This window comes from Actinophytocola sp. (assembly GCF_049647105.1).
In the GTDB taxonomy this organism is placed as follows: Bacteria; Actinomycetota; Actinomycetes; order Mycobacteriales; family Pseudonocardiaceae; genus Actinophytocola.
The window spans coordinates 1-11348 of the sequence record NZ_JBARWZ010000324.1 but is presented as its reverse complement, the minus strand read 5'-3'; the positions used below and the strand labels follow the sequence as shown (position 1 = coordinate 11348).

Sequence of the window (11348 nt, the reverse complement as noted above, 5' to 3'; positions counted from 1 at the left end):
GCGAGGGAGGCGAGGGAGGGGAGGCAGGCGAGGGAGGCGAGGCAGGCGAGGGAGGCGAGGGAGGCGAGGGAGGGGAGGCAGGCGAGGGAGGCGAGGGAAGGGAGGTGGCAGGAAGGGAGGAGGCAGGCGAGGGAGGGGAGGCGGCAGGGAAGGGAGGCAGCGGGCGGAGGCAGGCGAGGGAGGGGAGGTGGCAGGAAGGGAGGAGGCAGGCGAGGGAGGGAGGGAGGCAGGCGAGGGAGAGGCAGGCGCGGGAGGCGGCGCGGGAGGTGGCGCGGGAGGCGGCGCGGGAGGCGGCGCGGGAGGTGACGCGGGAGGTGACGGGTGCGGGGCCGGGGAAATGTGGTGGGAGGACGGCGTGGGGAGAGCGGAGAAGTGGGAAAGGTGGCGGTGAGAGAACTTGGCAGATGGAGGCAGAAGCGAGGAGCGGGGTGGCGAGGTGTGCGATAGCGAGCGGCGGGAGTGATCGGAAGGGCACGGAGACGGTGCTTGTGTGTCGATGCCATTGGTGGTCGGCGCGTATGGCAGGGAAGCAGGCGCTTGGGCCGAGCGGCGGGGGTGCGGCTTCGGGAAAGCGAAGGTCCCGGTTTATTGGCTGCTGTGCCGTACCTGGGAAGGGTATGGCCAAAGTGGACAGTCGCCAGTGTGAGGGTTTGTCACCGATGCGGTGGTGTCCACCGGAGCCCTGCCGGGCCTCGGGAAACGACGACGGCCGACCCGGCTCGTGATTCTGCGAGCATGGGTCGGCCGTCGGTTTGTGGGCGATACTGGGATCGAACCAGTGACCTTTCCGGTGTGAGCGGAACGCTCTCCCGCTGAGCTAATCGCCCCTCAGCGATGCCGGAAGACTACCCGATGCCTCTCACCAGCAAGCGCAGAGGGTCACCATAAGATCCTCTGGTGCCTTCACCTGTGGTTAAGCCGCTCGCCGCCATCCTTTGCGTTGGGGTTCTGCTTGCCGGATGCTCCGGTGACACCGAGGACCCGGCGACGGTGTTCGCCACCGGGCTGGTCGGGGCCCTTGGCAAGGTTCGCGCCACTTCGGACACTCGGGTTGCCGTCGAGTACGGGGCGCCTGCCCGGGTGCGGGAGCTGGGAGAGCGGTTCCGGACTCTCGAAGGTTACGGATTTGGCACGATCGCGAACTCGGCGAAGCTTGTCGACGAGGCGATCGGGGTTGATCCGGGGGCCTTCGACGAGGGCATCACGGTTGGGCAGCCGCCTCGGTGGGGTGCGGTGCTCTGGGGGGACTACGACGTGGCCGCCGTCGACGAGCGGCTCGGGGGCCTGGAAATCGAGCGGTCGGGGCAGGACGGGGCCACGCTCTGGACGAGCGGGAAGGACCTCGAGATCGACTTCGACGGGCCGTTCGTTGGTGTGGTGCAAACCAACCAGTTCAACAACATCCGGACGGCGGACGGGTCGTTCGCGTTCGCTCCGGCTTTGGCGGGTGTCGAATGGGTCACGGACGCTGGTGACGAGACCCTTGCCGGGGACGACCGGATCAGCGGGCTCGCGCGGTGTCTCGGGGACGTCGTCGCCGCCAGGATCGACGAGGGCGCCGGCGCCGCGGGAGTCCGGGAGGACGGGACCGAGGTGTTCTGTCTGGCCGCCGACAGGGACGGGGTCGAGAAGGAGCTCGATGGGGACGTGCCGTCCACGGGGGAGCCGTGGGATGAGCTCCTGCCGGGTGCCCGCGTCGAGGTCGACGGCGAGCTCGTGCGGGTGATCGCGCCCGGCAGGGACGGCGAGCCCGTTGGGCGGGCTCTGCGGGCGATGACGACCGGGGACCTGCGGACCTTCACATGAGAAGAGGCCCCGCCGGTGGTGCCGGCGGGGCCTCCACGTCACACCGCTCAGCGGCCGTAGCTGCCCTGGGTCTGGACGTTCAGCTCATCCATCCGCACGTGCTTCGCGGGGTTCGTGCGCGGGTCGTTGATGCTGACGACATCAAAGCCCTTGCCGAGGTCGGACGAGAAGATGTAGCCGTTGTAGTAGTACGCGGACCAGGCGCCACCGCCCGTGTCGGGGTCGGCCGCCGGGCCACGCTCGATGAAGCCGATCTTCTTCGGCTGCGACGAGTTGGTGAAGTCCCACACCTGGATGCCGCCCATGTACCAGGCCTGGACCATGATGTCCTTGCCCTTCACCGGGAGCAGCGAACCGTTGTGCGCGACGCAGTTCTCCTCGTCGGTCTGGTAGCGGTCGATCTTGAAGTAGCTCTTGAACACGAGCCTGCGGTTGTCACCACGACCGACGATGTCGTAGATGCCGTCGGCGCCGCGCTCCTGGCCGATCTCGGCGTTGCACGTCGCCGCGCCGCCGCCACCCAGCTCGTCGGTGAAGACGACCTTGGTGCCCGCGTTGTTGAACGTCGCCGAGTGCCAGAACGCGAAGTGCTCGTCGTCCTGGACCCGGGAGATCTCCCTCGGCTGGAGGCGGTTGGAGATGTCGAACAGCACGCCGTCACCCATGCAGGCGCCGGCCGCGAGGTCCTTCTCCGGGTACGCGGTGATGTCGTGGCAGCCCGTGGTCGCCGACGTCCCGTTCGGGAACGGGTTGCCGTCACCGGGGTTGCCGCCGTCCGGGAAGAGCACCGGGGTGGCCGCGACCCTGGCCTGCGTCGGGTTGCGCAGCGGCACCTCGACGATCGAGATCTTGTCGTGCGGCGGCTGGCACTTCGAGATGGTCGCCGACGGGCTGTACGACGAGACGTACAGGTAGGCCGTCCTGCGGTCCTTCGATGGCACCAGCGTGTGCGTGTGCGAGCCACACGCGGTCTCCACGGCCTTGATGTACCGCGGCGCCCGCTTGTCGCTCACGTCGAAGATCTTGATGCCCTCCCAGTACGCCTTGGTGCCGTCGTTCTGGGCCACCGAGTTGCACGAGTCGTCGCTGCGACGCGAGTCGGTGGACAGGAACACCAGGTCGCCACTGATCGAGATGTCGTTCTGCGAGCCAGGGCAGAGCACCTGGCTCACGATCTTCGTCTTCTTGGGGTTCCTGACGTCGTAGATGGTGAACCCAAGGTAGTTGCCGACGAACGCGTAGTGACCCTGGAACGCCATGTCTGTGCCCACCGAACCCTCGCCGGCGAGCGGCGCGGTCGGCGGGATGTTCAGTTCGTGCTTCATGTTCGGGCTGCTGACGATTTCGTCCGCGCCGGGGAAGTCCTGTGCGGACGCCCCTGGCGCGGCGAGTACGCCGATCGCCAGGCTTGCCGCGCCGATCGCGGCGACTGACACTCTTCGACGCCAGCCGCGCAGGGTGGAGCTCACGACGGTCCCCTCTCGTGCCGTTCGGATGACACATTATGAGCAGTTGGGTCGGTAATAAACTAGATCTAATCTTCGGTAGGTCGGCAGATGGGAAACCGTTTTCCTGTGATAGCGACGAACTGGACATACCGCCTGGCCAGGGCTGGTGCAGGGGTGGTCATCGCCCTCGGTGCGCTCGCCGGGTGTACCGGTGCGCCACCGCCTCCACCGACCAACTCCGCGCCCGTGATCGTGCCGGGGAGGCCGGGGGAGGAAGCCAGCACGATCCCGCCGGGTGAGGCCACCGTCGGGGAGCAGCCGGGGCCCAACGACGCGGACAAGACGTTCGTCAAGGACATGGCCGTCCACCACCAGCAGGCGGTCTACATGGCGGGACTGGCGCCGGAGCGGGCCGCGTCGGGCGATGTCAAGGGGCTGGCGAGCCGCATCCACGACGTCCAGGGCCCCGAGATCGACATGATGAACCGCTGGCTGTCCCAGCACGCGATACCGACGGTGAACCCGAACGCGCCGCACGGTCACGGCGGCGGTGGCCCGATGCCGGGCATGGCCACGACCGAGCAGTTGGACGCGCTCGAGAAGGCGAAGGGCGATGGTTTCGACACACTCTTCCTGCAGTTGATGATCACCCACCACGAGGGTGCGCTCACCATGGCCGACGAGGTCAGGAAGAACGGCGTGGACGTCCGGGTCCAGGAGATCGCCGACGACGTCACCGCGGAGCAGACCGACGAGATCCGGCGCATGCGCAAGTGGCTGGACGGCTGAGAGAAACCCGCAGGCCAAGGCCGAGGGCGCCTCGATAGCATCGTCGGGTCAGGCACCACCCGCAGATGAACTCCAGGAGTCACCGTGTCCGATCCGCGCCCGTCTGCCGTCGAACCCACCCCGCGCGTGGTGGTGCCGGCCGGCACTACGGCGGGCGCAGCGGTCCGCGAGGCAGGGCTCCCCGGCAAGGGCCCCGACGCGATCGTCGTGGTCCGCGACGTCGACGGCCGCCTGCGGGACCTGTCATGGACCCCCGACGCGGACGCCCAGGTGGAGCCGGTCGCGGCGGACACCGACGACGGCCGCTCGGTCATCCGGCACTCGGCCGCGCACGTGCTGGCCCAGGCCGTGCAGCAGCAGTTCCCGGAGGCCAAGCTCGGCATCGGCCCGCCGGTCCGCGACGGCTTCTACTACGACTTCGACGTCGACAAGCCGTTCACCCCGGAGGACCTGCAGGCGCTCGAGAAGCGCATGAAGCAGATCATCAAGGGCTCCCAGCGCTTCTCCCGCCGAGTGGTCGAGTCGGTCGACGCGGCCAAGCAGGAGCTGGCGACCGAGCCGTACAAGCTGGAACTGGTCGACCTTAAATCCGATGTCGACACCGATGAGGTCATGGAGGTCGGCGGCGGCGAGCTGACCATCTACGACAACCTCGACCCGCGTTCCGGCGACCAGGTGTGGGGCGACCTGTGCCGCGGCCCGCACGTGCCGACCACCAAGCACATCCCGGCGTTCAAGCTGACCCGCGTCGCCGCCGCCTACTGGCGTGGTGACGAGAAGAACTCCCAGCTCCAGCGCATCTACGGCACCGCGTGGGAGTCGCAGGAGGCGCAGGACACCTACCTGGAGCGGCTGGCGGAGGCCGAGCGCCGCGACCACCGCAAGCTGGGCGCCGAGCTTGACCTGTTCTCCTTCCCGGAGGAGATCGGGTCGGGCCTGCCGGTGTTCCACCCGAAGGGCGGCATCATCCGCCGCGAGCTGGAGAACTACTCGCGGCGCCGCCACGAGATGGCAGGCTACGAGTTCGTCAACACCCCGCACATCACCAAGGAACAGCTGTTCCTGACCTCGGGCCACCTGCCCTACTACGCGGACACCATGTTCCCCCCGTTGAAGTTCGACGAGGAGAACTACTACCTCAAGGCCATGAACTGCCCGATGCACCACCTGATCTTCCGGTCGCGCGGGCGGTCGTACCGGGAGCTGCCGCTGCGGCTGTTCGAGTTCGGCACGGTGTACCGGTACGAGAAGTCGGGTGTGGTGCACGGCCTGACCCGGGTCCGCGGCCTGACCATGGACGACTCGCACATCTACTGCACCAAGGAGCAGATGCCAGGCGAGCTGCGGTCGCTGCTGCGGTTCGTGCTGGACCTGCTCGCCGACTACGGCCTGTCGGACTTCTACCTCGAGCTGTCCACGAAGGGTGACACCGGCAAGTTCATCGGCTCTGACGATGAGTGGGCGGAGGCGACCGAGACCCTGCGGCAGGCCGCCGTCGACTCGGGCCTCGAGCTGGTGCCGGACCCGGGTGGCGCCGCCTACTACGGCCCGAAGATCTCCGTGCAGGCGAAGGACGCGATCGGCCGGTCGTGGCAGATGTCCACCATCCAGGTGGACTTCAACCACCCGAAGCGCTTCGAGCTGGCCTACACCGCCTCCGACGGGTCCCGGCAGATGCCGGTCGTGCTGCACCGGGCCCTGTTCGGGTCGATCGAGCGGTTCTTCGGCGTGCTGACCGAGCACTACGCGGGCGCGTTCCCGGCGTGGCTCGCGCCGGTGCAGGTGGTTGGCATCCCGATCGCCGACGAGCACGTGCCGCACCTGCAAGACGTGGCGGAGAGGCTGCGTTTGAAGGGCATCCGTGTGGACGTGGACACCTCCGATGACCGCATGCAGAAGAAGATCCGCAACCACACCACCCAGAAGGTGCCGTTCATGCTGCTCGCGGGCGGCAAGGACGTGGAGGCTGGCGCGGTGTCGTTCCGGTTCCGCGACGGCAGCCAGATCAACGGTGTGCCGGTCGACGAGGCCGTGCGCACCGTGGTCGAGTGGGTGTCGCGGCGGGAGAACGCATCGCCGTCGGCAGAGACTGTGAAGGTCGAGAACTAGGATCGGTTCATGACATCCCTTGCGGTGGACACGAGCCGCGTGCTCCTCAACCGCATCTCAGGGGAACGTGACGCGAGCCAGCCACAGACACGGGACCAACGGACGTTCCAATCCCTAACGTGACCCAAACTCTGACATGCGGGGAGGCGGAACAGCGTGGAGTTCGTCGAGCAGGATGGCGTCGGTGTGCCCGACGCGTTGCAGCGCCTGTGGACCCCGCATCGCATGGCCTACATCAAGGGGCAGGACAAACCCGTCGGCGAAGAGGCCGACGGGTGTCCTTTCTGCCGCCTGCCCGGCCTGGGTGACGACGCCGACGCGTTGATCATCGCGCGTGGTGAGCTGGTGTACGCGGTGCTGAACCTGTACCCCTACAACCCGGGGCACCTGATGGTCGTGCCGTACCGGCACGTCGCCGACTACACGGATCTGACGCCCGAGGAGACCACCGAGCTCGCGGAGTACACCCAGAAGGCGATGACCGTCGCCCGATCGGTGGCGACGCCGCACGGGTTCAACGTCGGCATGAACCAGGGTGTGATCGCCGGGGCCGGGATCGCCGCGCACCTGCACCAGCACGTGGTGCCCCGATGGGGTGGCGACTCGAACTTCATGCCGGTGATCGGCCACACGAAGGTGTTGCCGCAACTGCTGGGCGAGACCCGCGCGCTGCTCGCGAAGGGCTGGGCCGAAATGCCCTGAAGGGCACCCTCAGGACGAAGGTGCCCGTCAGGGCATCGGACCGGAGGTGGGCTCAGGCCTCCGGCTGGCGGAGGACGGCCTCCACCTCGATGTGGATCTCGATCTTGTCGCCGACCACGGCGAGGCCGTTCTGCACGCCCTCGAAGTTGACGTTGAAGTCCTTGCGGTTGATCGACGCGGTGGCGGAGAAGCCAGCGCGCGTGCCGCCCCACGGGTCGGCGGAGAAGCCGTTGAGCTCGAAGGTCAGCGGGACGACCTTGGTGACGTCCTTGAGTGACAGTTCGCCGTCGAGGACGAACTTCTCGCCGTCCTGGCGTGCCCCGGCGGCCTTGTAGGTCATCGTCGGGTACTTCTCGACCTCGAAGAAGTCGGCGGAGCGCAGGTGACCGTCGCGCTGCTCCTGGTTCGTGGTGATCGAGTTGAGGTCGACCTCCAGTTCGACCTGCGAGTCGAGCGGGTTCTCGGCGGTCACAATCGAACCCTTGAACTCGGCGAACCGGCCGCGGACCTTCGTCACCACCAGGTGGCGGACGACGAAGCCGACCTCGGTGTGCGCCGGGTCGATGTCCCAGGTGCCGGTCACGTAACCCGGGAGCTCGATGCTGGTGGCACTGCTCATTTCGAAGGTCCCCTTAGTAGATGGTTGAGCGATCAACGTTGACGGTACACCTAGTTGATTGAGAGTTCAACAAGTACACTTGTGCCATGTCCGAGATCCGATGGTTGTCCGAACGCGAGCAAGACATCTGGCGTTCGTTCCTGTCGGCGACCATTGGGCTGACCGACGCTCTTGCCCGGCAGCTCCAACGGGACGCCGGGATGCCGCACGCGTACTACGAGATCCTCGTCGCGCTGTCCGAGGCGCCCGACCGCACGCTGCGCATGAGTGAGCTGGCGGGTGTACGCAACTCCTCCCGCAGCCGGCTGTCGCACGCGGTCGCCCGCCTCGAGGAGGCGGGCTGGGTGCGCCGCCGCGACTGCCCGACCGACAAGCGCGGCTCGTTCGCCATGCTGACCGAAGAGGGGTTCGCCGCACTCGAGACCGCGGCGCCCGGTCACGTGACCGAGGTGCGGGAGCGGCTGTTCGACGTGCTCACGCCGGAGCAGGTGGAGCAGCTCGGCGAGATCAGCAGGGCCATCCAGCACGGCCTCGGCACACCACCCGTGGTGACGTGCCCGAGCCTGACGGCCGAGGGCCGCGCGTCCTGACCCGCGCCGCGCGCGCGAGCCGCCGGGCGGAGCGAGGCAAGTCAACCGTGAGTGGGTCCGCTGGTGCCTGGACTGAGTGAGCAGCGGAGGGAGCTCGGTCACGAGCGAGTGAGCAGCGCAGGGAGGGAAGGCGCCGGCTGGAGGGCGCGCGAGCCGCCGGGCGGAGCGAGGCAGTTCAACCGTGAGTGGGTCCGCTGGTGCCTGGACTGAGTGAGCAGCGGAGGGAGTTCGGTCACGAGCGAGTGAGCAGCGCAGGGAGGGAAGGCGCCGGCTGGAGGGCGCGCGAGCCGCCGAGCGGAGCGAGGCAATTCAACACAGTAGGCTGCCAGGGCATCCTTCGTCGCCGTCCGTGAGGCTCGCCGCCCCCATGCTGAACATCTTCGCCAGAGCCTCGGTCTCGCGTGTGACCGACCCGATCGGTGCCGCGCTGGTGCGGATCGGGCTCACGCCGAACGGGATGACGCTCATCGGCACCGCCGGTGCGGTGGGGTTCGCGCTGTGGCTGTTCCCGACCGGGCACCTGCTGGCAGGCACCTTCCTCGTGTGGGGCTTCGTCATGCTGGACCTGCTCGACGGTGCGATGGCGCGGGCGCGGGGTGGCGGCACGAAGTTCGGCGGGGTGCTCGACTCGGTGTGCGACCGGATCGCGGACGGCGCGCTGATGGCGGCCATCGCGTGGTACGCCCTCGAGGTGGCCGACAGCCCGTCGCTGGGTGCGGCCGCGTTGATCTGCCTGGTGCTCGGCCAGGTCATCTCCTACATCAAGGCACGGGCCGAAGCCTCCGGGCTGACGGCGAACGTCGGGCTCGTCGAGCGGGCCGAACGGCTGATCATCGCGCTCGTCGGCACGGGACTGTCGGGGCTCGGGGTGCCGTACGCGGTCGACGTGGCACTGTGGCTGCTCGTCGCGGGTTCGGTGATCACGGTGGTGCAGCGGCTGCTCGCCGTGCGGGAGTCGGCGGCAGCGACCGGGGAGGCAGCGGTTTGAGCGTCACGCAGCGGTTGTCCGAGCTGGCCTACGCGACGGGCTGGGGCGCGGTGCGCGGGATGCCCGCCCCCATGGCGCGGGGCCTGTTCCGCGCGGGGGCGGACCTGGCCGCGCGCCGCAACGGGCCCGGCGCGCAACAGCTGCGGCGCAACTACGCCAGGGTGGTGCCGCAGGCGGGTCCCGCCGAGCTGGACCAGCTGGTGCGGGACGGCCTGCGCTCCTACGCCAGGTACTGGATGGAGACGTTCCGCCTGTCCGGCATGGACCACGAGGCGATCTACCGCCACGTCGAGGAGCGGGTGGTCGGCAAGCACCTGGTGGAAGCGGCGATCGACCGGGGCAAGGGCCTGATCTTCGTGTTGCCGCACACGGGTAACTTCGACGTGTCCGGTATCTGGCTGGTCCGCCAGTGCGGGCAGTTCACGACCGTCAACGAGCGGCTGCGGCCGGAGTCGCTGTACCAGCGGTTCGTCGACTACCGGCAGTCGCTCGGGTTCGAGATCCTGCCGACCGGCGGCAGCGCCTACCGCGTGCTGATGGAACGTCTGCGTGCCAACAAGGTGGTCTGCCTGCTGGCCGACCGGGACCTGTCGCGGCGCGGGATCCCCGTGACGTTCTTCGGTGAGGAGACCCGTATGCCGGCGGGCCCCGCGCGGCTCGCGGCGGCGACCGGGGCGCAGATCCTGATCGGGGAGAACACGTTCACCGACGACGGGTGGGGACTGCGGTTGCACTCGCCGATCATGGTGCACGGCCGCGAGGAGGCGGCGCCTGCGACGCAGCGCATGGCCGACGCGTTCGCCGCGGACATCGCCGTCAACCCCGTCGACTGGCACATGGTGCAGAAGCTGTGGCTCGCAGACCTCGACGAGCCCCGGCGCAAGGAGCTGCGGACCGAGAAGTCCCAGGAGTCCCAGGAGACTCGGTGAAGATCGGCATCGTGTGCCCGTACTCCTTCGAGGTACCCGGAGGGGTGCAGGCCCACGTGCTCGACCTGGCCAAGGCGCTGCGCAAGCGCGGCCACGAGGTCGACGTGCTCGCCCCCGCCGACGAGGACACCCCGCTGCCGGACTTCGTGCGTCCGGCCGGCCGCTCGGTCGGCATCCCGTACAACGGCTCGGTGGCGCGGTTGTCGTTCGGCCCCGTGTCCTACCGGCGGGTGCGCCGCTGGATCCGCGACCACGAGTTCGACGTGCTGCACCTGCACGAGCCGACGACGCCGAGCCTGTCGCTGCTGGCACTGATGATCGCCGACGGGCCGATCGTCGCGACCTTCCACACGTCGACCTCGCGATCCCGCACGCTGAGCGCGTTCCAGCCGGTGCTGCGGCCGTTCCTGGAGAAGATCACCGCGCGGATCGCCGTGTCCGCGCTCGCCCGCCGCGTGCAGGTCGAGCACCTCGGCGGGGACGCGGTGGAGATCCCCAACGGGGTGGACGTCGAGTTCTTCTCCGCCGCGGAGCCGCTGCCCGGCTATCCCCGCGATGGCGGCACGATCGGGTTCGTCGGCCGGTTCACCGAACCACGCAAGGGCATGCCGGTCCTGTTGTCCGCGTTGAAGATCCTCGCACCGGAGTTCCCGGGGCTGCGGCTGCTGGTGGTGGGTGGCGGCGACCAGGACGAGCTGCGCAAGCAGGCGGGTCCGGAGCTGGCGGACCGGCTCGTGCTGCTGGGACAGGCCGACGACGTGGTGAAGGCGCGGGCGTTGCGCAGCGTCGATGTCTACTGCGCGCCGAACACCGGCGGGGAGAGCTTCGGCATGATCCTCACGGAGGCCATGTCGGCGGGCGCGGCGGTGGTCGGCAGCGACCTCGACGCGTTCCGGCGCGTGCTCGACGACGGGCGGGCCGGTGCCCTGTTCCCGGTCGGTGACCCGGTGGGCCTCGCCGACGCGCTGCGCGGGATGCTTGTCTCCCCGCAGCGGCGCGCGACGATCGTGGCGACGGCACGCAGGCGGGTGACGACGTTCGACTGGACGGTGCTGTCCGGTCAGGTGCTGCGGGTCTACGAGCAGGCGGTCGCCGCCGATCCTCGGCGGATCGTCGAGTCAGGTGCGGGTCTCGAGTCTGGTGAGGTGTCGTGAGCGGAGCCTGCGGAGCGTTCCGGCGCCATGGAGCGGGTGAGGGAGCGTCGTGACAGCGTTGGTGGTCACGCTTGTCGTCGTTGTCGTCGTCGTGGCCATGGTGCTGGGCCTGTGGCTGGCCGCCACCGCGAACCGGCTGGACCGGCTGCACGTGCGCACCGACGCCGCGTGGGCGGCACTGGACGCGGCACTGGCGCGGCGTGCGGTCGTGGCC

10 protein-coding genes, 1 tRNA gene and 1 pseudogene are annotated in these 11348 nt (G+C 68.9%); 9 read left to right on the top strand and 3 right to left on the bottom strand.

The genetic code is table 11. From position 1 onward, the window contains the following. Positions 1 to 755 precede the first annotated feature (755 nt). A tRNA-Val gene (locus WBA97_RS39950) sits at positions 756 to 827 on the bottom strand. A 70-nt stretch (positions 828 to 897) separates the two neighbouring features. Between WBA97_RS39950 and WBA97_RS39945 the strand changes: the two genes are divergently transcribed. Next, positions 898 to 1806, top strand: a complete 909-nt coding sequence (locus WBA97_RS39945; protein WP_424236432.1) for a hypothetical protein — start codon at positions 898 to 900, stop codon at positions 1804 to 1806. 47 nt (positions 1807 to 1853) lie between these two features. Here WBA97_RS39945 and WBA97_RS39940 read toward each other — a convergent pair whose 3' ends face one another. Next, a complete protein-coding gene (locus WBA97_RS39940) occupies positions 1854 to 3275 on the bottom strand; it encodes an LVIVD repeat-containing protein (RefSeq protein WP_424236431.1) in 1422 nt (473 codons plus the stop codon). A gap of 153 nt (positions 3276 to 3428) precedes the next feature. On the opposite strand from WBA97_RS39940, the gene WBA97_RS39935 reads away from it, so the two are divergent. The 3 genes from WBA97_RS39935 to WBA97_RS39925 all read left to right on the top strand — a co-directional run bounded on the left by WBA97_RS39935 (position 3429) and on the right by WBA97_RS39925 (position 6854). Beyond that, positions 3429 to 4043 (top strand): DUF305 domain-containing protein, encoded by a 615-nt coding sequence (locus WBA97_RS39935; protein ID WP_424236429.1) that lies wholly within the window; start codon positions 3429 to 3431, stop codon positions 4041 to 4043. 84 nt (positions 4044 to 4127) lie between these two features. Continuing rightward, positions 4128 to 6152 carry a threonine--tRNA ligase gene (gene thrS, locus WBA97_RS39930; protein ID WP_424236428.1) on the top strand — a complete coding sequence of 675 codons (2025 nt, stop codon included), beginning with the start codon at positions 4128 to 4130 and terminating at the stop codon, positions 6150 to 6152. 156 nt (positions 6153 to 6308) lie between these two features. Continuing rightward, complete coding sequence (locus tag WBA97_RS39925; RefSeq protein WP_424236427.1) at positions 6309 to 6854, top strand: HIT family protein; 546 nt, start codon at positions 6309 to 6311, stop codon at positions 6852 to 6854. Positions 6855 to 6906: 52 nt separating this feature from the next. Here WBA97_RS39925 and WBA97_RS39920 read toward each other — a convergent pair whose 3' ends face one another. Continuing rightward, a complete protein-coding gene (locus tag WBA97_RS39920; protein ID WP_424236425.1) occupies positions 6907 to 7473 on the bottom strand; it encodes a YceI family protein in 567 nt (188 codons plus the stop codon). An 86-nt stretch (positions 7474 to 7559) separates the two neighbouring features. Between WBA97_RS39920 and WBA97_RS39915 the strand changes: the two genes are divergently transcribed. The 5 genes and pseudogenes from WBA97_RS39915 to WBA97_RS39895 all read left to right on the top strand — a co-directional run. Continuing rightward, on the top strand, positions 7560 to 8063 hold the full coding sequence (locus tag WBA97_RS39915; protein WP_424236424.1) for a MarR family winged helix-turn-helix transcriptional regulator: 504 nt from the start codon (positions 7560 to 7562) through the stop codon (positions 8061 to 8063). A 367-nt stretch (positions 8064 to 8430) separates the two neighbouring features. Beyond that, on the top strand, positions 8431 to 9051 hold the full coding sequence (gene pgsA / locus WBA97_RS39910; RefSeq protein ID WP_424236423.1) for a phosphatidylinositol phosphate synthase: 621 nt from the start codon (positions 8431 to 8433) through the stop codon (positions 9049 to 9051). Next, a complete protein-coding gene (locus tag WBA97_RS39905) occupies positions 9048 to 9980 on the top strand; it encodes a phosphatidylinositol mannoside acyltransferase (RefSeq protein ID WP_424236422.1) in 933 nt (310 codons plus the stop codon). Before pgsA ends, WBA97_RS39905 begins: the two co-directional genes overlap by 4 nt. After that, the gene (locus WBA97_RS39900) at positions 9977 to 11134 is read left to right on the top strand and encodes a glycosyltransferase family 4 protein (protein ID WP_424236421.1); all 1158 of its coding nucleotides are present in this window, start codon (positions 9977 to 9979) and stop codon (positions 11132 to 11134) included. The genes WBA97_RS39905 and WBA97_RS39900 overlap by 4 nt, the downstream gene beginning before the upstream one ends. Positions 11135 to 11231: 97 nt before the next feature. After that, positions 11232 to 11348, top strand: a pseudogene (locus tag WBA97_RS39895) (NUDIX hydrolase); the annotation flags it as partial.

Excerpts from the sequence above, each read along its gene's own strand:
- WBA97_RS39920 (WP_424236425.1), bottom strand. The coding sequence starts at position 7,473 with ATGAGCAGTGCCACCAGCATCGAGCTCCCGGGTTACGTGACCGGCACC.
- WBA97_RS39915 (WP_424236424.1), top strand. The coding sequence starts at position 7,560 with ATGTCCGAGATCCGATGGTTGTCCGAACGCGAGCAAGACATCTGGCGT.
- pgsA (WP_424236423.1), top strand. The coding sequence starts at position 8,431 with ATGCTGAACATCTTCGCCAGAGCCTCGGTCTCGCGTGTGACCGACCCG.